Raw genomic sequence first — 25,520 nt, forward strand, 5'->3', positions numbered from 1 at the left:
ATGTCAAATAAAGCCCCTTTTGTAATATTATGCAATGGTTATTGCTTGCAATTCACTTTTTCAAAGTTAATGCTGTAAGCTGCTTTAGCATCGGTTTGCAGCCTGCCTGTTTTTTTATTAGCTGTAAAAGATTTTTGTACTAACCTGTCGCCCGGAAAATCAAATTCAACGGCCATGGTATCTTTAGTTCCTTCCTGGCTGTAAGTCCATATAGCTTTAATGGTATTACCATCCTGTGTGCCCTCTATGGTGCCTTTACGGCTATCTTTTTCGCTGGGGATCCAGTTCATTTGCCCGGTTATTTTGTCGCCGTCAATTATTAGGTGCACAAAGGTAGTATCCTGCTGCCTTGTTCCCTCGGTATGTAAAAAGCAAATATGCCCCGGAGACGACTTAGTTGCTACACCGGCTTGGCCGCTATCAGCACCGGCGGTATCATTATTATAATTTTTTTGTTTGGATGTACATGCGGCAAAGGCCAGCGCCAGCAATATAAATGATACTTTGGTTTTCATGTTATAAGTTATAATCGTTTGATTGATATACAAAGAAGCGTTAAAAAAGTTTAACGTTAACAATGTTTTTTGAGTACGTTGAATTTGTTACTATGACACATTTTTTAAGGTATTGTTACCGGCATTGGCACGGTTATAGCTTTAGGTTAATTATAATAACAATAAAGAAACAAACACCATGAAAAAAGTAAGTTTAATGATATTAGCAGTGGGTACAGCCTTCGCGTTTGAATATGCAACTGCTAACGGAGCAACAGAAAATAAAGTAAATTTTAACAGAGATAATGTAAGTGCACAGGATACGGTGCCTGCAAAATCAAAAACGAAACAGGTTAAACCTGCTACCAAGGAGACTACTCCTACTACACAACCTGTAACGCCGCCGGTAACACCAACCCCGGCTACCGACCCGATAAACAATCCGGCTACACCAACAACGAGCCCTACAAGCCCGGCTACGTCGCCTGCAACATCGCCGACTACTAACCCGGCAACACCGGCGCCTACAACCAGCCCTACGAGCCCAACCACGCCGCCGTCAACAACACCGACTACGCCTACTACTTCACCTACAACACCAGCCTCTCCAACTACACCAAGAGGGTAATTATATAGCTTATACTAAGACCTGTGTGCTAAGCACAGGTCTTTTAACTGTGCAAAAGTGGGTGATTTAACGGTATGTTAAAGCGTGTTTATCTCATAAATGGAGAAAAAATGTGAAAAATGGTCATTTTGTGCATAAATAATACTGAAATAATAGTGGCTACTATTCGTTAGTTAGCTACAATCGTTTATGTTTGCTAAAACAAACATTGCCCGAAAGGGGTTTACTTAACAAAAACAATACAAAAATCTAATTATGGCAACAGCTAACAAAGAAGAAACAGCGGGAATCACCGCCTATTCTGTAAAAACAAAAACTAAAAATGTACCAATTGTTGATCCGGTAATCGACGTAAAATCGGGCAGGTACATTGCAACAGGTAAAGATAAAGACGGTAACAATCTGGCTGCAATTTTAGGTAAAGCAAAAGCTGAAGAGCATATCAAAAATGGTAACGCTAAAAAAGGTTCAGGCTGGTAAACAAAAGGCCTGATAAAAAAACGCCGGTAAGCAATTACCGGCGTTTTTTTATTTACTATATTTTTTTGAAGTAACTACCTGCCCAGCCTATTTCCGTCCAAACTCATCCTCTTATTACCTATCACTGTAATAAAACATTAATAATCATTAATTAATAAGTAAGCATTATCACGGGCAATAAAGATAATTGCGAAGAGTGAGTACAAAAAATATTTGCTTTTGCTATTTATAAAACGTTTTAGCTATGGCTTAAAAATAAAGACATACTCATTAGAATATGTCTTATTAGGTTTGCAATTGGTATTGTGTTGTAAATATAACTATTTAAGTTTCACAAATACAATAGCTTACAAAAAATATTTTACACTAAGCCAAACATGCGGTTAAACAACTGGTATATACAAATCTCAACTATTCTTTATTTTATTGCGGATTGCTTCCGCTCCTTTTCGTCGAGGCAACTCAATTAGGTAAAAGTTAAATCAGTTTCTTAAATGCTGTTTGTTAATATAGTATCAGCCTGATCATTTTAAATATTAAAAATAAAGGCACATACCGGGGATGGTACATGCCTTATATAGGTTTATTATTGGTTAGATAATATGTAAATATATAAAACTGTTATCATTTTACACAATAACATGACAGTAAATAGTTTTTAACATTATTTAACGTTAATTTAACACATAAAAAACACCTGTAAATAAGTATCAATAAAGTATTATAATAAATACAATTTCAACACTTAATTAATTGAAGGTTAAGGCAGATAATTACAGCCATACAAAGCAGGGTATACAAACCCGGGAGAACGTTAAAACTTTTCCTCTATCCCTAATCCAAACAAAGCGAAATCATACTTTACGGGGTCGGCAGGGTCAAGCTCGCGTAGGCGGGCGGTTAATTCAACGGCGGTTTGCCAGTCGGTTTGTTTGCGGGTGATGAGCATCAGCTTGCGCGCCACCCGGTCTACATGCAGGTCACATGGGCATATCAGCTCCGATGGTTTAATTTGGTTCCATATCCCGAAATCAACACCGTTATCATCCTTACGCACCATCCAACGTAAAAACATATTCAGGCGTTTGCAGGTAGATTTCTGCGAGGGCGACGATACATGCTTTTTAGTACGGTGCGGAAAATCGGGCAGCGAAAAGAAGTACGAGCGAAAATAATTGAGGTAAGCCTCTACTCCCCCATTTACGGAATTAACGACCGTATTATTCGGGCTGGTCAATGACTCCCCCTTCAGCGGAGCGGGGGGTATAAACGCGTCTTCCAGCGAATCATAATTGCTGTAATGATACCTGAAAAATGATATAAAATACAGCGTATCGATATCGTTAAACGTACGATGCTTAAAACTGAGCAGCTTTTTAAGATCGAGATCCTCATGATTCATAATAAAATCATAAGGCGCGCCGTCCATCAGCGCAATCAGCTCCCTGCATTTTTTGATGATAGTAACCCTTTGCCCCCAGGCCAGTGTAGCAGCCCAAAAGCCCATGATCTCGATATCCTGCTTTTTAGTAAATAAATGCGGTATACAAACCGGATCATTAGTAATAAAATCGGGGCGGTTGTATTGCGCTACCTTGGAATCGAGGAATACTTTGAGATTATCTATCATAGATCAGTAAACCGTATCTGAGCCATTGTTGATCATAAATACAAAGTCCTCAAATCCATCAGTGATCTTGTCGGTTTGAATGCCATAACTTTTAAAAATACCGGACTCATCTTTCATAAACCCGATAGAATGGCTGTACATTAGGTAATCGCAAAATACGATGTAAGATTTATCTTCAGATATTTTAAACTCATCTGCAATTCTTTCTAATGGCCACAACGAGAAAAAATGTTCCTGCCAACCCCACTCATTAAAGCCATTAAAAACCGAGTAAAGTTCTTTAAAACTTTTAGGAAATTTAAAGTCTAAAACTGATTCAGCCTTTTCAATAGCAGCAATAGTAGCGGGCGGGTTTAGTTTAACACCTTCATTATTCCATTTAGATACAACTTCCTGAATCCATTTTTCCATTTTATTCCTGATCATTTAAAATATCAAGGGTGCGAAACGAATGATGTTATGCTAAAAAATCGCCTCGTACACCGTAATACTGCGTAATTGTTTCAGCCTTTACGTTCTCAAACCAAAGCTTGTTTTAAATCGTCCAGCAGATCGTCAATATCTTCTACGCCAACGCTTAAGCGCAGCAGGCTATCTACCACGCCGACTTTTTCGCGGACCTCTTTGGGGATAGAACCATGTGTCATGGTGGCCGGGTGATTGATCAGCGATTCTACACCGCCTAATGATTCGGCCAATGAGAATACTTTAAATGAACCGGCTATCCTGAAGGTGTCTTCTAATGTAGCATCTTTAAGGGTGATGGAGATCATGCCGCCAAAATCGCGCATTTGTTTTTTAGCCACTTCGTGTCCCGGAGCATCTTCAAAACCGGGCCAGTATATTTTTGCCACACGCGGATGATCTTTCAAAAACTCGGCAACTTTACGGCCGTTCTCACAATGCGCTTTCATGCGCAGGTGCAGGGTTTTTATGCCGCGCAATACCAAAAAGCTGTCCATAGGGCCGGGTGTAGCGCCACAGGCATTATAAATGAACCATAGTTTTTTATACAGTTCCTCATCGTTCAGCATTAACGCGCCCATTACCACATCACTGTGACCACCGATATATTTGGTCACCGAATGCATTACAATATCAGCGCCAAGGTCGATAGGGTTTTGCAGGTATGGCGATGCGAATGTATTATCAACCACCAGTTTCACATTCTTCTCTTTGGCTATATTGGCTACCGCCTCAATGTCGACGATTTGCATGGTTGGGTTGGTTGGCGTTTCAACCCATATCATTTTGGTATTTTCGTTCACATAGTTCCTTACATTTTCAGGATCAGCAAAGCTGATGAAATGGAACTTGATACCGTAGTTGGCGAATATTTTGGTAAAGATGCGGTACGAACCACCATACAGGTCATCGCCTGTAATTACCTCGTCGCCGGGTTGCAGTAACTTCATTACCGCGTCGGTAGCACCCATACCACTCGAAAATGCCAGACCAAATTTCGCGTTCTCCAACGCTGCAAGACAATCTTCAAGCGCTTTACGGGTAGGATTAGTACCACGCGAGTATTCATATCCCTTATTATCGCCCGGCGTTTTTTGCCAGTAGGTAGATGTTTGGTATATAGGCGTCATGATAGCGCCTGTAGTTGGATCGGGCTCCTGCCCTGCGTGTATTGCTTTAGTTGCGAATTTCATCGGTGAATAGCTGATTAGGTTATTTAATAAGTACAGGATTATTCAATAACGTGGAGATTTTCCTGTAACAGATTTAAGCCCTGATTTAATATACTCTGTAATATTTTTATTTCCATTTCATCAAATGATGGGTTTGGATCGGATGAAATCCATAAACCATTCCCATCAAATAATTTCTCATACAAATTATTTCTCACTGTTTCCTTTTCATCTCCCAAAAAGGCTTGATTTACAGTTTCAGATACATCTGTAAATAAGTTCCATATATTAAGAAACTCGGTATAATCTATCGTCGAAGTTGGTGCCAACAGCCATTGCTGTAATAAATAGAAATTATAAGTAGAATGTTCCTGATCAAGATTTAGCTGATGCTTTTCTGCATAAGATATTAACTCATCTTTGCTTTTAAACGCAATTATCTTATTTTCATTATCAGCCACAAGTCCATCTGTATCACCACTTATCCATATCACATATAATTTGCTGAATTTAAAATCAAGACAAACTATGTAATAATGATCTTTAACCAACTCCACAACTTAATATGCCCTTGCGAAAAGCACCCTTTGCGTTGACGGATTACCTGTTAAGATACACTTTCCGTCTTCCAGTTTATTATCTAAAGGGATACAACGTATAGTAGCCTTGGTTTCGTCTTTTATGCGTTGCTCTGTTTCCGGCGTACCATCCCAGTGCGCCGACAGGAAGCCCGGTTTTTCATCTAATAAGCGTTTAAACTCATCGTAAGTATCAACCTCGGTGATGTTCTCCGCACGGAAATCGAATGCCTTTTTATAGATGTTGGCCTGAATTTCTTCCAGCAGTTGTTCTATATGGCCGGCCAAACCTTCCTGGTTAACCGTTTCTTTGGTTTTGTTATCTCTGCGGGCAAGCTCCACCGTACCGTTCTGCATATCGCGGCTACCGATAGCTACACGCAACGGCACACCCTTTAATTCGTACTCGGCAAACTTTGCACCCGGACGATGGGTATCGCGTTTATCGAACTTAACCGAAATGCCTTTGCTTTTTAATTCTTTACTCAGCGAATCAACATAAGCGGTAATATTTTCCAGTTCTTCGTCGTGCTTATAAATAGGTACAACAACTACCTGTATAGGTGCCAGTTTTGGAGGCAATACTAAACCCGCGTCATCAGAGTGCGCCATGATCAACGCGCCAATTAAACGGGTTGATACCCCCCATGAGGTAGCCCAAACGTAATCGAGCTTATTTTCTTTGCTGGTGAATTTAACATCGAAGGCTTTGGCGAAATTTTGCCCCAAAAAATGCGATGTACCTGCCTGCAATGCTTTACCATCCTGCATTAACGCTTCAATACAATAAGTATCTAAAGCGCCTGCAAAACGTTCGTTAGCAGTTTTGCGGCCTTTAACCACCGGTACTGCCATCCAGTTTTCGGCGAAATCGGCATATACACCCAGCATTTGCTCGGTTTCGGCTATCGCTTCTTCGGCTGTCGCGTGGGCGGTATGCCCTTCCTGCCATAAAAATTCGCTGGTGCGTAAAAACATACGTGTACGCATTTCCCAGCGCATTACGTTGGCCCATTGGTTCACCAAAATAGGCAAATCGCGGTACGATTGTATCCAGCCGCGATAGGTATTCCAGATGATGGTTTCGGATGTTGGGCGAATAATTAATTCTTCTTCCAATTTTGCATCCTCATCTACAACAATTTGTCCGTTCTCATCGTTCTTTAAGCGATAATGAGTAACAACCGCGCATTCCTTGGCAAAGCCCTCTACGTGACTGGCTTCCTTTGAAAAAAACGATTTGGGTATTAATAACGGGAAGTAAGCATTGCTGTGTCCTGTATCTTTGAACATCTTATCCAGTACGGCCTGCATATTTTCCCAAATGGAGTATCCATAAGGTTTAATGATCATACAGCCCCGCACAGGTGAATATTCAGCAAGATCAGCTTTAATTACTAACTCGTTAAACCATTGCGAATAATCTTCGTCTTTACTAATAATACCTTTACTCATTTTTATATTTGGAATAGAATTTGACCTTACTATTATTATATAGTGCCGTCAAATTTATAAATTTATCGGTTATTTGGGTTCGAACATTTTACTAAACATATCAATGAAACGTAATATTACGAGAGGAATCATGTTAATTGGCGCTATAGCGCTGAGTTCCTGTGCTACTACAAAGCTTGCATCAAACCAGAGCGATGGCGACGATGTGTACAATACGCAAGCTAAAGCGGGCAACGCGCCGGTATATGCCGAGCGACCTGTTTATCGTGATGAGGGTGATAACGGCGATGGGGATGGCGTAGGTTACGCTACCGATGGTTACCAGGACGATTATTATGCTACCGACGACGAATATTACTATTACGACGATTACGCGTCGCGTATAAACCGTTTCAACTACTACTCTCCTTTCGGCTATTATGATAACCTGTATTATGGTTATGGACCGTTCAACAGCGCGTTTGGTTACGGCGGTTACGGTTATGGCGGAGGCTTTGGCCTTGGTTATGGCTACGGATACGGCGGCTGGGGATGGAACCTTGGCTTAGGCTACGGTGGTTTTGGTTATGGCGGTTATCCTTATGGATACGGCTATGGCGGTTTAGGGTATTCATATTGGGGTACAGGCTACGGCGGTTATCCATATTGGGGCATCTACTCTGCCTATCGCAATTCGGGTACCCCGCGCCCATCGCGCGGTACAGGCAGACCGGGCACCGCTTTAGCCAATGGCCGGCCAAATGCAGCAGGTTATGGCCGTACCGATAATAACTACTACCCTAACAGGCCAAACAGGCTTAGCGGAACCGGTAGCAATGGTACAGCTACAAGCCGCCCAAGCGCAACCAATGGCAGAAACCCAAATACCGATGCACGTGTAACACGCCCTACCAGGGAAACACCAAGCTATCAACCACAGGTTGAGCGTTCGGCTCCGGCACCATCAAGCAATTCAGGCGGTGGTTCACGAGGCGGCGGTGGCAGCAGTGGCGGTGGTGGCGGCGGACGCCCGGTTAGACCATAATTTAATCTAAAGCTTCTTCACACTATATTTATGAAAATCAGATATATATTAAGCATGATCGCTATAGTAGCGATCTCCAAAAATAGCTATGCCCAATATTCGCAGGATGCTATCCGTTTTTCGCAAACATTAAACGGGTCTACCGCGCGTATAAAGGCAATTGGTGGTGCTGGTACCGCGATAGGCGGCGATTTAAGTTCGGTAAGTGGCAATCCTGCAGGTTTAGGTTTCTTTACCAAATCAGAAATCAGCCTTACGCCTGAATATGATATGCAAAAAACCAAGGCAACTTATTTAGGCAGTAACATGTCGGATAAGAAAAATACAGGGAACCTTAACAATGTTGCCGCGGTATTTTACTCGCGCCTTAATAATAGCAATGCCGATAAAACTAAAGGTTGGCTAAGCGTTAACTTTGGTTTAGGCTACGCCCGTACTAACGATTTTTACGAAAACGTAAGCTACGGTGCCAATAACAACGCCAGCTCAATAAGTGATTATTATGCTAACAGGGCCAATAACAGCGCTGATGACTTGTTAGGCGATTGGGCTTACAGACAAAAACTGATAGATCTTTATTCGGTAGGCGCTAATAGTTCTGAATACCGCAGTAACGTTATTGCCGGTGGCAACAATAATGTAATGCAGAATGGAACGATAACCCGTACGGGCAGTCAATCGGAATTTAACCTGGCTTTGGGTGCTAATTACAGTAACAAGTTATATATTGGTGGCGCTATCGGTATTGCCAGCATCAGGTATAACTCAACCACCAGTTTTATTGAAAACGGTGATGTTTCCTTACTTGAAAACGGCAACGATGTAACCCATAACTTTACTTCGGTATTTACACAAGACCAGTATACTAAAGGAACAGGCGTAAACCTGAAATTAGGTATGATCTATAAGCCGGTTGAAGCTGTAAGGTTAGGTTTTAACTTCACCTCACCAACTTGGTATAACATGCAGGATTCTTACGCCGAGCGTTTAGATACCCGCATAATAGGTTCAAATACTTTCCAGGACGGTGAAAATTATCCTTTAGAATACGATTTCCGTACACCGTTAAAAGTAGCCGGTGGTTTAGCCGTGTTCATCAAACAATTCGGTTTTATATCGGGCGATGTGGAGTATGTTGATTATTCATCGGCCAAGTTGATGAGTAACGACAGCTACAGCAGTACCGATGATAATAATAACATCAAGAGCTTGTATAAAGGTACTGTTAACGCGCACGTTGGTGCTGAAGCACGTTTAAGCAGCTTTGCTTATCTGCGTGGAGGTTATGGCGTACAAGGCAACCCTAACAGGGGCGATTTTGGTTCGTCAATTAAAACTGCTTCAGGCGGTATAGGTTTCCGTTCGGGTCCTTATTCTGTTGATGCCACCTACGCGCATATAACAGGTTCACAAACCATATATCCTTACGAAATTGGCGATGCAAGCCCTGCGTCATTCTTGAAAAAGACTAACGATAATTTATATCTTACTTTATCGTACAGGTTCTAAAATACTTATAACTAAAAATTTAAAGGCTCGCTGTGTACTACAGCGAGCCTTTTTTGTAAGTACTTACCTATTCGCTATTGATTGGTAAAAGCTAAACGGATATATTTGCCACGAAACGTTCTTTACAAGAAAAATCTTCCAGCAACAGAGGTTACCGGTTAATTCCGGTATTAAAAAGGAACCGTGTGTAAATCACGGGCTGTCGCGCAACTGTAAGTTTTAACGGGTTTGGGCTTATATCCTATCCCCGTAATTGTTAAATACTATGTCACTGTTTGCCCCTGCGCAAATGGGAAGGCCTTTAATAATAAAACAAGCCAGGATACTTGCCACTGCTGTAAAAAAGACAATGCTTTCGCGATTGAAGCTTAGTCAACGGACTTACCCGGAACCTTTATGGCGCCCAACAATTGGGGTGCTGTATGCTGCCGTGTAGCCGTTTCTATCCCAAATTACCGAAAGCATACCGAAAACGTAAGGAGCATTAAAATCAATTTAATGTTTAACTAAAGTTTTATGCGTATGCTCAAAAACAACCTCGGCTACCCACGTATGGGCAGCCACCGACAACTCAAAAAAGCCTGCGAGCAGTATTGGTCAGGCAAAATTGATCAGAAAGAACTTAACCTGGTAGCACGCAAAATCAGGGAAGAAAACTGGCAATTACAGCTCAATTCGGGTATCGACCTGGTACCTTGTAACGATTTTAGCTATTACGATCAGGTGCTTGATATGAGCCTGCTGCTTGGAGCGATACCAACACGGTATACACCTGTGCTATCGTCCGTTTCTAACAACAATGAGCTCGACCTGTACTTTGCTATGGCACGTGGTTATCAAAAAGACGGGCTGGATATTACCGCCATGGAAATGACCAAATGGTTTGATACCAATTACCATTACATAGTACCCGAATTTACGGCTGATCAACAATTCAAGGTATTTTCAGAGAAAATTTATGCCGAATACAACCATGCCCGCCAAATTGCAGGCAAGGCGGCTAAACCTGTTCTGTTAGGCCCGGTATCGTACCTGTTGGCGGGTAAAGAAAAAGAAAGCGGCTTTGAAAAGATCGATCTGATTAAAAAACTGGTACCCGTGTATGTTGAGGTAATTAACCAGCTAAAAAGCTATGGCGCTACATGGATACAACTGGATGAACCTTTCCTTTCGTTAGATTTAAGCAAGAAAGAAAAGGAAGCTTACATATACGCCTACAAAGAAATTGCCAAACAATGCAATGGCGTAAAGCTTTTAGTAGCCACTTATTTTGAAGGCCTGCTTGATAATACCCAGCTTGCCGTTAACCTGCCTGTCGATGCCTTGCATATTGACCTGGTAAGGGCTCCGCAACAACTGGAAGAAGTATTAGCCCTGGTACCCGATAAACTCATACTGTCATTAGGTGTGGTTGATGGCCGTAACGTTTGGAAAAACAACTATACTCAATCGCTGGTGCTGATTAATCAAGCTGTTGAAGCCATTGGTGCCGACAGGGTGATGGTAGCGCCATCGTGCTCGTTATTACATACGCCTTTCGATCTTGACCAGGAAACCGAGATCCATCCGCAAATTAAAAACTGGATGGCCTTTGCCAAACAAAAACTGCACGAAGTGCAGGAACTGCACCAGATAGCCAACGGCAATACCGAACTGTTAACTGCTAATCAGCAGGCTATAGCGGCACGTCAAAAATCTACCTTAATACATAAAGCTACCGTGAAAGACCGCGTGGCGGCTATTACCGATAGTGATGCCGAACGTAAAAGCGCGTTCCCGGTACGTCAGCAATTGCAGCAGCAGCGCTTTAAACTCCCACTCTTCCCTACAACTACCATTGGATCGTTTCCCCAAACTGATGATATCCGTCAGTTAAGGGCAAAACTAAAAAAACAGGAGATAACCGCTGAACAATACGATGCTGCTATTGAACAGGCCATTATTGCCGCCATACGCTGGCAGGAAGAAATTGGCCTTGACGTACTGGTGCACGGCGAATTTGAACGTAACGACATGGTAGAATACTTTGGTGAAAGGCTGGATGGTTTTCTGTTTACCAAGAATGGCTGGGTACAAAGCTATGGCAGCAGGTGCGTTAAGCCACCGGTTATTTATGGCGATGTTAGTCGCCCGGAGGATATGACCGTGCGCTGGAGCAGCTTTGCCCAACAACAAACCGACAGATTGATGAAAGGCATGCTTACGGGCCCTATCACCATTTTGCAATGGTCGTTCGTGCGCGATGATCAGCCGCGTTCGGTAACAACCAATCAAATTGCTTTAGCTATCCGCGATGAAGTGGTAGCGCTTGAAAAAGCAGGCATAGGCGTAATACAAATTGACGAACCCGCAGTGCGCGAAGGTTTGCCACTGCGCAAAGCCGACTGGCCTGCTTACCTTGATTGGGCTATCCGCGCGTTCCGCATTTCGGCAAGTGGCGTGCAGGATGAAACGCAGATTCACACCCACATGTGTTACAGCGAGTTTAATGATATTATCACCAACATTGCTGCCATGGATGCCGACGTGATCACGATAGAAACCTCACGCTCGCAAATGGAACTGCTGAACGCTTTTTCAAACTTTGAGTACCCTAACGAAATTGGCCCCGGTGTATATGATATACATTCGCCAAGGGTACCCACAACTGATGAAATGGTAAGCCTGCTTGAAAAAGCGGCTACGCTGTTACCTGTACAAAACCTATGGGTAAACCCCGATTGCGGCCTAAAAACCCGCAAATGGCCCGAAACCCAACAGGCGCTTAAAAACATGGTTGACGCTGCCAAACAGGCCCGCGAAAAAACCACACAGCCCGAAACTGTTTAATTTTACAATACCGTGCACCCCAAGTGCACGGTATTTTTACCTTTGCGCCCATGGATATTGAAGAAAGAATACAACAATCAGAAACAAGAGTTTTTAAAGCAGTTTTCCCTAATACAACCAACCATTACGATACCTTATTTGGCGGCATGGCCATGCAACTGATGGACGAGGTAGCTTTTATAGCCGCAACACGCTTCAGTCGCCGCAGGGTGGTTACCGTATCTTCAGACCGTATCGACTTCAACAAATCCATCCCGGCAGGTACCATTATTGAATTGGTAGCCCGTGTAATACATGTAGGTAATACCAGTTTAAAGGTATCGGTAGATATTTATATTGAAGAAATGTATTCGGAGTTTCGCGAGAAAGCCATCACCGGCACGTTTACCCTTGTGGCGGTTGATGAGCATAAGAATCCGGTAAAGGTGATATAAATTGTCAACTTAAGGCTAATGAACGCTAATAAAAACAATTGTGTTTGATATTTTTACATCTTAAATAATATCAACCCGAACATGCTTAGCATAAGCGCCATATACATCTATCCTATCAAGTCGTTAGGCGGAATTTCACTCAACAGCTCCGTGGTAACAGATCGCGGACTGGAGCATGATCGCCGCTGGATGTTGGTAGATGCCAATAACCGCTTTGTATCGCAACGTGAGTTTCATCAAATGGCTTTATTGGGTGTAAGTATTGAGGATACAGGCTTGCGCGTTACCCACAAAACCACAGGAGAAAACGTTTTTATCCCTTTTGTTCCTGTAGTTAACGAAAGCTGCGAGGTGACTGTTTGGGATGATACCTGTAGCGCTGTTTATGTAAGTGATGAAGTTGACGACTGGTTTAGTAAAGTATTGGAGATAAGCTGCCGCCTGGTGTACATGCCCGATGATAGCCACCGCAAAACCGACGAAAAGTATACCAGCGATGGGGAGATCACTTCTTTTTCAGATGGCTATCCTTTCCTGCTCATCGGCCAGGCATCGCTTGATGACCTGAACAGCCGGATTGATGAAGTATTACCAATGGATCGCTTCCGGCCTAATATCGTATTCACCGGCGGAGCGCCTTACCATGAAGATATATTGAAAAGTTTTAACATTAATGGCATCAACTTTTTTGGTGTAAAGCTTTGTGCCCGCTGCGTAATGACCACCATTGACCAAAACACTGCCGAAAAAGGCAAACAACCGCTAAAGGCATTGGCGGGTTATCGTAATAAAAATAAAAAAATACTCTTCGGCCAAAACATCGTACACAAAGGTAAAGGCGCTATCAGCGTGGGCGATACGCTCGAAAATATCACCCTGCATAATGAAGAACGTTTTTTGGTAAACGTATCCCCGGCATAACCGCGTATAAAACAAACTGACAGGGTATTGAGTTTTCTTTATACTTTTTAGTCTATGTAGTACGTATTCTTTATATATCTTTGCAAATTGTATCTTTAGACGATGCTATCGAAAAAAACAAAGTACGCTATTAAAGCATTAGTTATCCTGGGTAAGAACATGGATAAGCCACCAATGCAAATATCAAAAATTGCAGAGGAGGAAAAAATACCGAAAAAGTTTCTGGAACAAATACTGCTCGACCTGCGCAACGCGGGCTTTTTGTATAGCAAAAAGGGAGCCGGTGGCGGTTATAGTCTTAACAAAGACCCGAAAGACATTTACTTAGTAAGCATAATGCGTATTACCGATGGCCCTATCGCTATGGTACCCTGCGCCAGCCTTAACTTTTATCACAAATGCGATGAATGCCACCAGGAAACTACCTGCGGCATACGCGATGTGTTTATTGAGGTACGCGATGCTACACTGAAAGTACTTTCGGAAACCAGTATTGCCGATGTAATTTCGAGAGAGACAACGCTGATAGACAAGATCTAAGCACAGCTATTGATATGGGACAATCTCATATCAATGCAATTTTGAAATATATACTACAATTTCGGTGTAGTATATATATATTTGTAACATTAGATGGCCTTAAATGAAACAAAATATTGCAATATAATGCTGTGGTGCTGTACTGCACATGGCAATTTATGGCTGTAAGTATATAAGATAATAATATATGCCCCTTCAGCCTTACGCGGAAGGGGCTTTTTTATAATAAATAAAACCACCATTATTATGCAAAGCTTCAGAACAGAACTGGAGAACCCCATTGTTGAAAATGATATTATCGATCTTGAGCGGAAGATAAGGTTGTTCAGGGAGGGTAAGATACATGATGAAAAGTTCAGAAGTTTACGTCTTGCGAGAGGTGTTTACGGCCAGCGGCAGCCCGGCGTGCAAATGGTGCGCATTAAACTGCCTTTTGGTAAAATAACTTTTAAGCAGATATTAACCATCGCCGATATATCCGACGAGTATGGTAGCAGCAACCTGCACCTTACCACACGTCAGGACATCCAGATCCATTACGTTAGCCTCGATCGTACACCCGAGCTTTGGGCACGTTTAGAGCGCGACGATATTACCCTGCGCGAAGCCTGCGGTAATACCGTACGTAACGTAACCTCCTCACCTACTTCAGGCATCGATCCTAACGAACCGTTTGACGTTTCGCCTTACGCGCACGCTACTTTCGAGTATTTTTTGCGTAACCCAATCTGCCAGGAAATGGGGCGTAAATTCAAAATGTCGTTCTCGGCCAATGATGATGATACAGCTTACTCTTACATCCACGATTTAGGTTTCATCCCTAAAATAAACGCTGCCGGCGAAAGAGGCTTTAAAGTAATGTTAGGCGGTGGCTTAGGTGCACAACCCCTGCTGGCTAACATTGTAGAAGAGTTTTTGCCCGAAGATCAGATGATCCCTTATATAGAGTCGATCATCCGTGTATTCGACCGCCATGGTGAGCGTAATAACCGCAACAAGGCCCGTTTAAAATATCTTGTACAAAAAATAGGTTTGGATGAAGTGCTGCGTTTGGCTAAAGAAGAACGCACTGCTTTAAAGGTAAAATCGTATACCGTTAACCGCAACGCGCTTGCTGACCCGGCTTTGCCGGCAACTACCGATTATCCGGAAGTTAGCATCAGCAACCCGCTGCGTTACGAGCAATGGCTGGCTACAAACGTTTTCGAGCAAAAGCAAAAAGGCTTTTATGGTGTATACGTTAAGGTGCCAATCGGTGATATTTCTACAGAGATTGCCCGCAAATTAGTTGATGTGTTGAGGCCGTTGGTTGCCGATGAGATCCGCATCACTCAAAACCAGGGTTTACTATTAAAATATGTACGTAAAGAGGCATTACCTGCGCTTTATGAAGGCTTAACTTCTATTGATCTTTCTGCACCGGGCTTTGATAGTGTGGCTGATGTTACCACCTGCCCCGGTACTGATACCTGTAACTTAGGTATCTCAAACAGTATGACCATGGCTAAAGTACTCGAAAATGTAATTTACACCGAGTATGAAGACCTGATCTACAATCGTGATATCAAAATAAAAATAAGCGGTTGTATGAACTCTTGCGGTCAGCATGGTTTGGCGCATATTGGTTTGCACGGCAGTTCGCTTAAAGCCGGTACACGGGTGTTACCATCAGTACAGGTAATGCTGGGTGGCGGCACGGTAGGTAACGGTGTAGGCCGCGCTGCCGAACGTGTGGTAAAAGTACCTGCAAAAAGGGCTACGCATGTTTTAAGATCGGTATTGGATGATTACAAAACCAACTCCATTGCCGATGAGGTTTTCCATAACTATTATGACAGACAGGGTAAAGACTATTTCTATCGCCTGCTTAAACCACTGGCCGATCTGACTACCCTTACCGATGAGGAATTTGTTGACTGGGGCCACGAAGAAACCTTTGTTACCGCCATTGGCGTGGGCGAGTGTGCCGGTGTGGTGATTGACCTGGTTGCTACCTTGCTATACGAATCTGAAGAAAAGCTGGGCTGGGCTAACGACGCTTACAAACGTGGCGCCTGGGCTGATGCTATTTATCACGGATACAGCGTATTTGTAAGTTCAGCTAAAGCGCTATTGCTTGATAAAGGCGTTAACAGCAGCACACAGGCAGGCGTTATTAAGGAGTTTGACGCGCAATACGTATCAACCGGAGAATTTGAATTGAACGGTTCTTTTACCGATCTTGTATTACAGATCAACAAAAACGAACCTACTGAAGAGTTTGCCACTGAGTACCTGGCTATGGCTACCGAATTTTTAAATACCAGCAAAGAGAAAAGAGAGGCATTGGTAAAATAATGAGCAATACTACTAACCACCAAAATAAGATCAGCAGGATCACCTTAGTTGGCGCAGGCCCCGGCGATACCGATCTGATCACCCTTAAAGGCGTTAAAGCGTTACAAGCAGCTGATGTTGTTTTGTATGATGCCTTAGTCAACGAAGAATTACTGGCCTTTGCCCCTGCCGATGCTGTAAAGGTATACGTAGGCAAACGCTCAGGCGATCATACTTATTCGCAAAGCGCGGTTAATCAGCTGATGGTTGATTACGCTATTAACTACGGCCACGTAGTTCGCCTTAAAGGCGGCGACCCATTTGTATTTGGCCGTGGATTTGAAGAACTGGAATTTGCTGCCGAAAATAATATCCCCGCGCAGGTAATTCCGGGTGTGTCAAGCTCAATTGGCGTACCTGAATTGCAGGGTATCCCGGTTACTCATCGCGGTAAAAGCGAAAGCTTTTGGGTAGTAACAGGTACTACCGCCAATGGTAAAATATCTGCCGACCTGATTGATGCCGCCAAAAGCAAGGCTACTGTGGTAGTGCTGATGGGCATTCATAAACTGGCCGAGATTACCGAAATATTTAAGGCTGAAGGTAAAAACAACCTGCCTGCGGCAGTAATACAAAGCGGAACAACCGTTAACGAAAAAATAGTTGTAGGCGTAGTTGATACCATTGTTGATCTGGCTAAAGAAAACAACATTACCTCACCGGCGCTTATTGTTTTTGGAGAAGTAGTATCCCTGCATCCTCAATTTCAACCTTTCAAAGCATTATATGACACTCTTGCCTAAAGATAATATTAACCCCGTTCAATTGAATGAGGCAGAGGGCAATCAGTTGTTCCCTGTTTTTATCAAGCTGAATAATTTGCATACCGTACTTATTGGTGCCGGTAAGGTTGGTTTAGAAAAACTAACCACCGTACTTAATAACAGTCCGCTTGCAAAGGTTACTGTTATTGCCAAAGAGATATTGCCCGAGGTGCACCAACTGGCTGCCGAATATAGCAAGGTGATCATCATTAATAAAACATTTGACGAGTACGATCTTGACGGCGCCGATATTGTAATAGCGGCCACTAATGATAACGACTTAAATAAATACATCAGGCAGGCAGCGCGTGACCGCAAACTGCTGATCAATATTGCCGATAAACCCGAGTTGTGCGATTTCTATTTAGGATCGGTAGTGAAAAAAGGCGACCTTAAAATTGCCATATCAACCAACGGAAAATCGCCTACGGTAGCCAAGCGAATCAAGGAATATTTGAATAAAGAAATACCTGATGAGATAGATATTACTTTACAGCAAATGAACGAGTTAAGAAATTCACTTAATGGAGATTTTGCATCTAAAGTACAGCAGCTTAATGAAGCAACCGCAGTACTAACCGAAAGAAAAGCACCCGCGCCCAATAAACTATACCTCCGCTGGCTCATCTGGCTAACGTCGGTATCGTGCATCACTATCGCGTTGCTTTCCTTATGGTTTAAAGAGCCTGCGTTTCAATTATATTTACGGGAGCTTGATCCGGTATTTTACTACTTCCTGGTAGCTGGTTTTATATTCTCCATGATCGATGGCGCAATAGGCATGTCGTACGGGGTTACTTCAACTACCTTTTCGTTGTCAATGGGGATACCGCCTGCCTCGGCGAGTATGGCAGTTCACCTGTCCGAAGTGATGAGCAATGGCATAGCCGGCTGGATGCATTACCGCATGGGTAACGTAAACTGGAAACTGTTCAAGCTACTTTTAATACCCGGTATAGTCGGCGCTGTTACAGGCGCTTATCTGCTTTCATCCTTAGAACATTATAGCCAGTATTCTAAACCATTCGTATCATTATATACCCTTATTTTGGGTGGCGTGATATTATCAAAGGCATTTAACAACAAGCCTAAAAAATCGGCGGATAAGATAAAGAAGATCGGCTTGTTGGGTTTAGGCGGTGGATTTATTGACGCGGTTGGCGGCGGTGGCTGGGGCTCTATCGTATTATCAAGCCTTATAGCAGGCGGCCGTAACCCGAGGTTCTCGTTAGGCACAGTAAAGCTATCAAGGTTTTTTATAGCATTGATGAGTTCTTTAACATTCGTTACCATGCTGAAGAACGCGCATTGGGATGCCGTTGCGGGCCTTATTATAGGCAGCGCGCTGGCATCACCTATTGCGGCACGTATCTCAAATAAAATATCTACAAAAGTAATTATGGTTTCAGTTGGTATCATTGTAATATTGATCAGCCTGAAAAGCATTGTTACCTTTATAACAAAAGTGATTTAATACAATGAGTGAATTAGCTCAGGATATAAAACAACAAGTGGGCAACCTTGACCCGGTAGAAGCGTTAAGGCTTTTAGCCGAAAGGTTTCCGGGTGAAATAGTATTTTCAACCAGCTTCGGCTGGGAAGACCAGGTGATCACCCATATGATATTTACCAATAACCTGCCCATTAAAATATTTACGCTTGAAACCGGCAGGCTGTTCCCCGAAACTTATTATGTTTGGAACCGCACCATGGAAATGTATGGCAAACCAATACATGCTTATTACCCTAAGCACGAACTGGTAGAAGAAATGGTAAATACTAAGGGGCCAAACAGCTTTTACGAGTCGGTTGATAACCGTAAGGAATGCTGCGGAATCCGCAAAATTGAACCTTTAAAACGTGCACTGGCCGGTAACAACTGCTGGGTAACCGGGATCCGGGCCGATCAATCGGCAAATCGCCAGTTTATGGATAATGTGGAGTGGGACGAACAGAACCAACTGGTGAAATACCACCCTATTTACAGCTGGACACTTGACGACGTAAAGGAATATATAAAGAAATACAACGTACCATATAATACATTGCATGACAGGGGTTTCCCCAGCATTGGCTGTTTGCCTTGCACCAGGGCAGTACAGGAAGGCGAGGATTTTCGCGCCGGACGCTGGTGGTGGGAAGATCAATCAAAGAAAGAGTGCGGCCTGCATGCAGTAAAATAAAAAACGAATGAGTAATAACAACCACCTTAATTATTTAGACGAACTTGAAGCAGAAGCTATTTACATTCTGCGGGAAGTAGCCGGGCAATTTGAAAAGCCCGCCCTGCTTTTCTCGGGCGGTAAAGATTCTATCACCCTGGTGCGCCTTGCCGAAAAAGCGTTCCGTCCGGGTAAATTCCCTTTTCCGCTGGTACATATTGATACCGGCCACAACTTTATTGAAACTATTGAGTACCGCGACAAAATGGTAGCCCGCCTTGGCGAAAAGCTGCTTGTTGGCCACGTACAGGATTCTATTGATGAAGGCAAAGTAGTTGAACAAAAAGGCAAAAACGCCAGTCGCAACGCTTTGCAAACGGTGACCCTGCTTGATACTATTGCCAAACACCAGTTTGATGCCTGCATTGGCGGTGCACGCCGCGATGAGGAAAAAGCCCGTGCCAAAGAACGTATCTTTTCGGTACGTGATGAATTTGGCCAATGGGACCCGAAACGCCAGCGCCCCGAATTATGGAACCTTTACAACGGTAAAATACATAAAGGCGAAAACGTAAGGGTTTTCCCGATCAGTAACTGGACAGAACTTGATGTGTGGAATTATATCCGCCGCGAAAATATCGAACTCCCTTCTATTTACTTCGCTCATGAACGCGAAACCATTATCCGCAACGGACAACTGATGGCCGCTTCTCCATTTTTAAATATGGATGAAGAGGACATTATTGAGCGCCGCAACGTGCGTTTCCGTACTGTGGGCGATATGACCTGTACTGCCGCTGTTGCTTCACATGCTTATCATATCGACGACATTATCAACGAGATAAGCGAATCAAAAATCAGTGAGCGCGGCGCTCGTATGGACGACAAAGTATCAGAAGCAGCTATGGAAGACCGTAAGAAAGGAGGCTATTTCTAAATTCGAATGTTCAGTTTTATAATGTGCAGATGTGCGAATACACAGATGTGCAGATGATAAGAACAATAAAGGGAAAATTCGAAATCGAACATCCGATATTCGAAATAACAACCACATTCGAAATACGAAATAAAATATTATGGATATACTAAAATTTATAACCGCCGGTAGTGTTGACGATGGCAAGAGCACACTTATTGGTCGTTTACTTTATGATAGCGGCGCTATTTTAGCCGACCAGTTAGAGGCTCTGCATTCATCAAACCGCAAAAATGACGACGGCAGCATTGACTTGGCTATATTAACCGACGGCCTTAAAGCCGAACGTGAGCAAGGCATTACTATCGACGTAGCATACAAATACTTTAATACCGATAAGCGTAAGTTCATCATTGCCGATGCCCCCGGCCACATACAGTATACCCGTAACATGGTTACCGGCGCGTCAAATGCCGATTTGGCAATTATCCTGATCGACGCGCGTAAAGGCGTGATCGAGCAAACTATCCGTCACTCCTACTTGGTATCGCTATTGGGCCTGCCACAAGTTGCCGTAACCATTAATAAAATGGATATGGTTGATTACAGCGAAGAGGTTTACAATGGCATTGTTAAAGATTACCTTGAACTGGCCGCTAAAGTGAACCTTGAAAATGTAAAATTCATCCCGGTAAGCGCGCTTAAAGGCGATAACATAGTAACCAAATCAACCAATATGGATTGGTACGAAGGTGAAAGCCTGCTTGATTACCTGGAAAATGTAGAGATAAAGGTAGATATTACTACATCGCATGCCCGCCTGCCTGTGCAATGGGTTATACGCCCACAAACAGAAGAGCTGCATGATTACCGTGGATATGCCGGCCGCGTGTTAAGCGGCTCATTTCATGTGAATGATAAGGTGACCGTTTTGCCATCGGGCTTTAGCAGTACGATATCTAAAATTGAGGTATTGGACAGCGAACCTGTAGCTGCTACAACAGGTATGTCGGTAACGATACACCTGAATGACGAGATTGACATTAGCCGTGGCGACCTGTTAGTGAACAGCAACCAACAGCCGCAGGTATCTCAATTAATTGAGGCCGACCTTTGTTGGATGGATACCCGCGCGCTTGATACCTCACATACCTACTTTATACAGCACAATAGCAAAGTAACCCGCTGCCGCATACAAGAGGTGTTGCACAAAATAAATATCAATACGCTCGAAAAACAATACGACGAAGATTTTAAGCTGAACGATATCGGCCGAATCATCATCAAAACAGCAGATCCGTTAGCGTTTGATCTTTACCAGGATAACAAAGCCAATGGTGGCGCTATATTGGTAGACAGCCGTACCAACCTAACCGTAGGCGCGCTAATGCTAAGGGCTAACGCTGATTAAGAAATAAACTCACGTCCATTGAGAATTAAAATTCTTTTTGGACTTTGAAGGTAAAATGACGATGGCTCACACCCACTCTCCACTGTCATGCTGAGGAACGAAGCATCTATCGCAAATAAGCATAGCGAAGAAGATTCTTCAAACGTTCAGAATGACAGTTTTTTTAACACGTCATAGGTAGGTATCGCAATTGACGCGCATTTCATTAACCTTCAAAAACAAAAAAGGCTGTCACCAATTGGTGACAGCCTTTTTGCTGTAATTTTATGAGGTTGTTATTATCTTACTTGTTTGAAGAAATAAACTGCTGAAGTTGGGCTAACCCTAACTAACAATTCTTCTTTGTCATTTTTCAGATCAACAAAATGCTCGGTTGATTCGTCGTTGCTCATTTCAATAACTGAACTTACTACGTAACCTTTGTATTTGTTAGCAATTTCTTTTTGTGCCCTTGCAGATACTTTTTTGTACTCAACAGCTTGGGTAGTACCTAAAAAGTCGCCTTGTAAGTTGTAGAAAGCAGTCTTTTTAACGCCATCAACTACAAACTCAGCTTTTTGGCAATTTGAGTTTACAGTCCATTTTACATTTTTAGCATCGCTAAAGTCAGCATTGAACTGGTTTAATACAGCGTAAGAAACTTCGTCTTCTTTGTCTGCTGCTTTTGTTTTATCGGCAGCATATACACCTGTTACTAATAGTCCGATGATTGCTGGTATAATTAATAATTTTTTCATTGTCTTAAATTTTAAATCCATAACAAAGATAAGGCAACGTTATCAATAACGTAAATAAAATTGAATTTTTATAAAAATATCATAACACAATGGGTTTAATTTTCAATTTTGAAAAATATTTCACTTTACATAGTTTATTTTTTACAATATCGTAAAAAAAGAAGGCTTTACTTATTGTATTTTATACACTAAGTAAAGCCTTCTATGTAACAAACTGAATATAAATAACCGTTTTAGCAACATATCTATTGATAATTACAAAAAGTAACTATCAATAGTATCTAATTACTTATCAAGTTGTTTTATATAATTATGGAAAAGGTGCAGTGCCCGCTCCTTATTATCGGTAAGTTCGAAGTCAATCTTGTGCATCAGGTAATCTTCCACATCAAAATCATCACGTTTAGGCATTTGTTTAAATAGTTCGGCCCTGTTATTCAAACCAAGCTTCAGCGCCTGGTTAAATTCGTCCATAAAATCTTTCGGTATGTTTTTGTTGGCAACCCAAGCAGCAAACACAAATGGTAATCCGCTAAAGTTCAGCCACTCTTCGGCAAGGTCATATACATAAGGGTACTGTTCCTTTTTACCAAAGGTTCTGTCCCCTATTTGTACAAAGGCCGTGTTAGCATCGGTTGATGTAGTATAATCCGCGGCATTGGTAACCAGTTCCGGATTTACCTTCCAGTGATTTTTCAAAAGCACACGGGCCAGGTTATTTGATGAACGCGATTCGGGATCAAGCTGTAAGGTTTTAATATCCTTAGCCTCGCAATTGCTGAATATAAATACCGAATTAACGGCTCCGTTAGCGCCAATGCAATAATCGGATACTATATTCCATACAGGCAGGCTTAAAATAGCGGCTACAGGTATAAGGCCAATATCGGCCTCGTCGTCAATAAGCTTTTGGGCACAGTCCGACGGCATATCCAAACTCAGATCAATTTTGTTGATGATGTTGGAATGTTCTATACCGTAAATAAAGGGTTTGGTGTTAGTATAACTAACTGCAGAAATTCTGATCTTTTTCACAAATACTTAGTTCAGGAAGCCTTCAGGTGCTTCGCATTATTAAAATCGACGATCTCATATTTATCGCCGTCAAATACTACCTTATATAATACAAGGTTTTGGTGCGGGAAATTATCCATCTCAGTCAGCGGGCGGCCGGTAAGCAAACACAGCAGCAAACGCATAGCGCGGCCGTGCATACATATCAATACCGTTTTTTCTTCGGGATGGCTCATGATGGTTTTGATGGCTTCCTCCTGGCGTAGCTTAACATCGTTGGGGCTTTCGCCGCCTTCAAACTTCACGTCGAGGTTTCCGTCCATCCAGTTGCGCATCAAATCTAAAAATGCGGCTTTATTTTCGGGAGTGCTGGGTTTACCTTCCAGTACACCCCATGCCAGCTCATCTAAGCCGGAAAGTTTTTCATAAGGCAAACCCAGATCGATAAACTTTTGGATACTTTGCTGGGTACGCTTAAGTTCAGAAATGTAGATCTTATCAAAGGCTACATCTTTATAAGCGTCAAAAAATTGTTCGGCCTGGTGGCGGCCTTCTTCGTTAAGGTCGGTGTTCATACCCCGGCCCTGTACAATTCCCTGTTTATTAAGATCAGTTTGTCCATGGCGGACAATATATAGTGTTTTTAGTATCATTCTTTTTTTAAGCAGAAAGCTGAAAGGTAAAAGCTGAAAGGTTTAAACCTTATATCTCAAGCACCCTTCAAAATCTTCTTACCTTTTAGCTTTCTGCTTTTATCTTTTGGCTTTCAGCTTCCCCCTAATTAACCACCGGTAACTTATAAAACCTCGGCTTGGCTTCTTCGGCAAACTGAAAATCGTTGTAGTCGGTAACTACATTATATAAGGTATCGCGTTCTATAGGGTATCGGCCTACATTCTTTATCAGCTCAACCACTTCTTTGGTACTCATACCCGGGGTTTGTTCCTCGGCACCTGCCATTGAATAGATCTTGGTAGTATCGTCAAGCGTACCATCAATATCATCTACCCCAAAGTTTAACGATAGCTGCGCCGTAGTACGGCTAATCATGGCCCAATAGGCTTTAATATGATCGAAATTATCCAGATAGATGCGCGCGATGGCGTAGTTACGCAAGTCTTCAATCACGGTTGATTCGGGCACATCCGACATCTGGTTATCCTTATTACGGAATTTCAGCGGAATAAAAGTTTGGAAACCACCTGTTCTATCCTGTAACTGGCGCAGGCGTTCCATGTGATCAACCCGGTGCCAGTATTTTTCGATGTGGCCATACAACATGGTAGCATTCGAGCGCATGCCCAGTTTATGCCATTCCTCGTGTATTTGCAGCCATTGGTCGGCAGTACATTTATCTTTAGCTATCTGATCGCGAATTTCTTCGTGGAAAATTTCGGCACCACCACCCGGCATTGATTCCAGCCCGGCACCCTTCATCAGGGCCATCCCAGTGGCGTAGTCAATTTTAGCTTTCTTAAATATATAGTGATATTCAACAGGCGTTAAAGCCTTTACATGCAGATCGGGACGATGTTCTTTTATACGTCTGAATAATTCGGCATAAAAAGGAACATCGTACTGCGGCAATACACCACCTACAATGTGCACCTCGGTAACAGGCTCGTTATCGTATTTTTTTACGATGTCGAGCATCTCTTCCATAGTATATTCCCAACCATCGGCGCGTTGTTTCAACAACCTCGAATACGAGCAGAATTTGCAATCGTACACACAAAGATTGGTTGGCTCGATATGGAAATTACGGTTAAAATATGTTTTATCGCCGTGCTTTTCTTCGCGAATATAGTTGGCGAGGGTACCTAAATAGCCCAATTCGCCTTTTTCATATAATAAAACACCTTCATCAAAGGTGATACGCTGGTGGTTGAGTACCTTTTGAGCAATGTGTTTTAAATCAGCAGATAAGCTTGGGTCCTGTAATAGTACTTGTAAATTATTGTCAGCTGCCATCTAAAAAACT

General features: G+C 42.6%; 24 protein-coding genes and 1 riboswitch. Of the genes, 14 read left to right on the forward strand and 10 right to left on the reverse strand.

Annotation, left to right across the window (positions count from 1 at the left end; genetic code table 11):
* Window positions 1-38: 38 nt before the first annotated feature.
* Window positions 39-515: a hypothetical protein gene (locus AC07NA_RS03170; protein ID WP_494895611.1), complete on the reverse strand. Its 477-nt coding sequence runs from the start codon at window positions 513-515 to the stop codon at window positions 39-41.
* Window positions 516-693: 178 nt separating this feature from the next.
* Here AC07NA_RS03170 and AC07NA_RS03175 point away from each other — a divergent pair, with 178 nt between their 5' ends.
* Window positions 694-1,122, forward strand: coding sequence for a hypothetical protein (locus AC07NA_RS03175; protein ID WP_494895613.1), 429 nt, complete (start codon window positions 694-696; stop codon window positions 1,120-1,122).
* 255 nt (window positions 1,123-1,377) lie between these two features.
* Window positions 1,378-1,602: a hypothetical protein gene (locus AC07NA_RS03180; RefSeq protein WP_345209278.1), complete on the forward strand. Its 225-nt coding sequence runs from the start codon at window positions 1,378-1,380 to the stop codon at window positions 1,600-1,602.
* Window positions 1,603-2,416: 814 nt separating this feature from the next.
* Here AC07NA_RS03180 and AC07NA_RS03185 read toward each other — a convergent pair.
* The 5 genes from AC07NA_RS03185 to proS form a co-directional block, all read right to left on the reverse strand.
* Window positions 2,417-3,232 carry a TIGR02757 family protein gene (locus AC07NA_RS03185; protein WP_494895614.1) on the reverse strand — a complete coding sequence of 272 codons (816 nt, stop codon included), beginning with the start codon at window positions 3,230-3,232 and terminating at the stop codon, window positions 2,417-2,419.
* Between the two features lie 3 nt (window positions 3,233-3,235).
* Entirely contained in the window at window positions 3,236-3,658 is a 423-nt protein-coding gene (locus AC07NA_RS03190; protein ID WP_494895615.1) for an SMI1/KNR4 family protein, read from the reverse strand.
* A gap of 92 nt (window positions 3,659-3,750) precedes the next feature.
* Window positions 3,751-4,890 (reverse strand): cystathionine gamma-synthase, encoded by a 1,140-nt coding sequence (locus tag AC07NA_RS03195; RefSeq protein ID WP_494895617.1) that lies wholly within the window; start codon window positions 4,888-4,890, stop codon window positions 3,751-3,753.
* A 38-nt stretch (window positions 4,891-4,928) separates the two neighbouring features.
* Window positions 4,929-5,363: a hypothetical protein gene (locus AC07NA_RS03200; protein WP_494895618.1), complete on the reverse strand. Its 435-nt coding sequence runs from the start codon at window positions 5,361-5,363 to the stop codon at window positions 4,929-4,931.
* 66 nt (window positions 5,364-5,429) lie between these two features.
* Window positions 5,430-6,902, reverse strand: a complete 1,473-nt coding sequence (gene proS, locus AC07NA_RS03205) for a proline--tRNA ligase (RefSeq protein ID WP_494895619.1) — start codon at window positions 6,900-6,902, stop codon at window positions 5,430-5,432.
* Window positions 6,903-7,005: 103 nt separating this feature from the next.
* Here proS and AC07NA_RS03210 point away from each other — a divergent pair, with 103 nt between their 5' ends.
* From AC07NA_RS03210 to AC07NA_RS03265, 12 genes are all read left to right on the forward strand, one after another.
* Window positions 7,006-7,926 (forward strand): hypothetical protein, encoded by a 921-nt coding sequence (locus tag AC07NA_RS03210; RefSeq protein ID WP_345209282.1) that lies wholly within the window; start codon window positions 7,006-7,008, stop codon window positions 7,924-7,926.
* A gap of 30 nt (window positions 7,927-7,956) precedes the next feature.
* Window positions 7,957-9,435 (forward strand): OmpP1/FadL family transporter, encoded by a 1,479-nt coding sequence (locus AC07NA_RS03215; protein WP_494895621.1) that lies wholly within the window; start codon window positions 7,957-7,959, stop codon window positions 9,433-9,435.
* Between the two features lie 131 nt (window positions 9,436-9,566).
* Window positions 9,567-9,783, forward strand: a riboswitch (cobalamin riboswitch).
* A 174-nt stretch (window positions 9,784-9,957) separates the two neighbouring features.
* The gene (gene metE, locus AC07NA_RS03220) at window positions 9,958-12,264 is read left to right on the forward strand and encodes a 5-methyltetrahydropteroyltriglutamate--homocysteine S-methyltransferase (RefSeq protein ID WP_494896002.1); all 2,307 of its coding nucleotides are present in this window, start codon (window positions 9,958-9,960) and stop codon (window positions 12,262-12,264) included.
* 50 nt (window positions 12,265-12,314) lie between these two features.
* Window positions 12,315-12,698, forward strand: coding sequence for an acyl-CoA thioesterase (locus tag AC07NA_RS03225; RefSeq protein ID WP_494895622.1), 384 nt, complete (start codon window positions 12,315-12,317; stop codon window positions 12,696-12,698).
* 81 nt (window positions 12,699-12,779) lie between these two features.
* A complete protein-coding gene (locus AC07NA_RS03230) occupies window positions 12,780-13,619 on the forward strand; it encodes an MOSC domain-containing protein (RefSeq protein ID WP_494895624.1) in 840 nt (279 codons plus the stop codon).
* A gap of 102 nt (window positions 13,620-13,721) precedes the next feature.
* A complete protein-coding gene (locus AC07NA_RS03235) occupies window positions 13,722-14,159 on the forward strand; it encodes an RrF2 family transcriptional regulator (protein ID WP_345209287.1) in 438 nt (145 codons plus the stop codon).
* A 246-nt stretch (window positions 14,160-14,405) separates the two neighbouring features.
* Window positions 14,406-16,496 carry a ferredoxin-like domain-containing protein gene (locus AC07NA_RS03240; RefSeq protein ID WP_494895626.1) on the forward strand — a complete coding sequence of 697 codons (2,091 nt, stop codon included), beginning with the start codon at window positions 14,406-14,408 and terminating at the stop codon, window positions 16,494-16,496.
* A complete protein-coding gene (cobA, locus tag AC07NA_RS03245) occupies window positions 16,496-17,278 on the forward strand; it encodes a uroporphyrinogen-III C-methyltransferase (RefSeq protein WP_494895628.1) in 783 nt (260 codons plus the stop codon). The genes AC07NA_RS03240 and cobA overlap by 1 nt, the downstream gene beginning before the upstream one ends.
* A complete protein-coding gene (locus AC07NA_RS03250; protein WP_494895630.1) occupies window positions 17,262-18,773 on the forward strand; it encodes a TSUP family transporter in 1,512 nt (503 codons plus the stop codon). Before cobA ends, AC07NA_RS03250 begins: the two co-directional genes overlap by 17 nt.
* A gap of 4 nt (window positions 18,774-18,777) precedes the next feature.
* Window positions 18,778-19,482: a phosphoadenylyl-sulfate reductase gene (locus AC07NA_RS03255; protein ID WP_494895632.1), complete on the forward strand. Its 705-nt coding sequence runs from the start codon at window positions 18,778-18,780 to the stop codon at window positions 19,480-19,482.
* Window positions 19,483-19,489: 7 nt separating this feature from the next.
* The gene (cysD, locus tag AC07NA_RS03260; protein ID WP_494895634.1) at window positions 19,490-20,398 is read left to right on the forward strand and encodes a sulfate adenylyltransferase subunit CysD; all 909 of its coding nucleotides are present in this window, start codon (window positions 19,490-19,492) and stop codon (window positions 20,396-20,398) included.
* Between the two features lie 139 nt (window positions 20,399-20,537).
* Entirely contained in the window at window positions 20,538-21,788 is a 1,251-nt protein-coding gene (locus AC07NA_RS03265; RefSeq protein ID WP_494895636.1) for a sulfate adenylyltransferase subunit 1, read from the forward strand.
* A gap of 278 nt (window positions 21,789-22,066) precedes the next feature.
* On the opposite strand, the gene AC07NA_RS03270 is transcribed toward AC07NA_RS03265, so the two are convergent.
* From AC07NA_RS03270 to mqnE, 4 genes are all read right to left on the reverse strand, one after another.
* Window positions 22,067-22,525, reverse strand: coding sequence for a hypothetical protein (locus tag AC07NA_RS03270; RefSeq protein WP_494895637.1), 459 nt, complete (start codon window positions 22,523-22,525; stop codon window positions 22,067-22,069).
* A gap of 285 nt (window positions 22,526-22,810) precedes the next feature.
* Window positions 22,811-23,560, reverse strand: a complete 750-nt coding sequence (locus tag AC07NA_RS03275; RefSeq protein ID WP_494895638.1) for a menaquinone biosynthetic enzyme MqnA/MqnD family protein — start codon at window positions 23,558-23,560, stop codon at window positions 22,811-22,813.
* A gap of 11 nt (window positions 23,561-23,571) precedes the next feature.
* Window positions 23,572-24,192, reverse strand: coding sequence for a histidine phosphatase family protein (locus AC07NA_RS03280; RefSeq protein ID WP_494895639.1), 621 nt, complete (start codon window positions 24,190-24,192; stop codon window positions 23,572-23,574).
* A 124-nt stretch (window positions 24,193-24,316) separates the two neighbouring features.
* Window positions 24,317-25,510, reverse strand: a complete 1,194-nt coding sequence (gene mqnE / locus AC07NA_RS03285) for an aminofutalosine synthase MqnE (protein ID WP_494895641.1) — start codon at window positions 25,508-25,510, stop codon at window positions 24,317-24,319.
* Between the last annotated feature and the right edge of the window lie 10 nt (window positions 25,511-25,520).

It is taken from the genome of Mucilaginibacter sp. GW821-FHT07G05, from assembly GCF_059418565.1.

Coding starts and splice junctions, on each gene's coding strand:
- AC07NA_RS03170 (WP_494895611.1), bottom strand. CDS start 515: ATGAAAACCAAAGTATCATTTATATTGCTGGCGCTGGCCTTTGCCGCA.
- AC07NA_RS03175 (WP_494895613.1), top strand. CDS start 694: ATGAAAAAAGTAAGTTTAATGATATTAGCAGTGGGTACAGCCTTCGCG.
- AC07NA_RS03180 (WP_345209278.1), top strand. CDS start 1,378: ATGGCAACAGCTAACAAAGAAGAAACAGCGGGAATCACCGCCTATTCT.
- AC07NA_RS03185 (WP_494895614.1), bottom strand. CDS start 3,232: ATGATAGATAATCTCAAAGTATTCCTCGATTCCAAGGTAGCGCAATAC.
- AC07NA_RS03190 (WP_494895615.1), bottom strand. CDS start 3,658: ATGATCAGGAATAAAATGGAAAAATGGATTCAGGAAGTTGTATCTAAA.
- AC07NA_RS03195 (WP_494895617.1), bottom strand. CDS start 4,890: ATGAAATTCGCAACTAAAGCAATACACGCAGGGCAGGAGCCCGATCCA.
- proS (WP_494895619.1), bottom strand. CDS start 6,902: ATGAGTAAAGGTATTATTAGTAAAGACGAAGATTATTCGCAATGGTTT.
- AC07NA_RS03210 (WP_345209282.1), top strand. CDS start 7,006: ATGAAACGTAATATTACGAGAGGAATCATGTTAATTGGCGCTATAGCG.
- AC07NA_RS03215 (WP_494895621.1), top strand. CDS start 7,957: ATGAAAATCAGATATATATTAAGCATGATCGCTATAGTAGCGATCTCC.
- metE (WP_494896002.1), top strand. CDS start 9,958: ATGCTCAAAAACAACCTCGGCTACCCACGTATGGGCAGCCACCGACAA.
- AC07NA_RS03225 (WP_494895622.1), top strand. CDS start 12,315: ATGGATATTGAAGAAAGAATACAACAATCAGAAACAAGAGTTTTTAAA.
- AC07NA_RS03230 (WP_494895624.1), top strand. CDS start 12,780: ATGCTTAGCATAAGCGCCATATACATCTATCCTATCAAGTCGTTAGGC.
- AC07NA_RS03235 (WP_345209287.1), top strand. CDS start 13,722: ATGCTATCGAAAAAAACAAAGTACGCTATTAAAGCATTAGTTATCCTG.
- AC07NA_RS03240 (WP_494895626.1), top strand. CDS start 14,406: ATGCAAAGCTTCAGAACAGAACTGGAGAACCCCATTGTTGAAAATGAT.
- cobA (WP_494895628.1), top strand. CDS start 16,496: ATGAGCAATACTACTAACCACCAAAATAAGATCAGCAGGATCACCTTA.
- AC07NA_RS03250 (WP_494895630.1), top strand. CDS start 17,262: ATGACACTCTTGCCTAAAGATAATATTAACCCCGTTCAATTGAATGAG.
- AC07NA_RS03255 (WP_494895632.1), top strand. CDS start 18,778: ATGAGTGAATTAGCTCAGGATATAAAACAACAAGTGGGCAACCTTGAC.
- cysD (WP_494895634.1), top strand. CDS start 19,490: ATGAGTAATAACAACCACCTTAATTATTTAGACGAACTTGAAGCAGAA.
- AC07NA_RS03265 (WP_494895636.1), top strand. CDS start 20,538: ATGGATATACTAAAATTTATAACCGCCGGTAGTGTTGACGATGGCAAG.
- AC07NA_RS03270 (WP_494895637.1), bottom strand. CDS start 22,525: ATGAAAAAATTATTAATTATACCAGCAATCATCGGACTATTAGTAACA.
- AC07NA_RS03280 (WP_494895639.1), bottom strand. CDS start 24,192: ATGATACTAAAAACACTATATATTGTCCGCCATGGACAAACTGATCTT.
- mqnE (WP_494895641.1), bottom strand. CDS start 25,510: ATGGCAGCTGACAATAATTTACAAGTACTATTACAGGACCCAAGCTTA.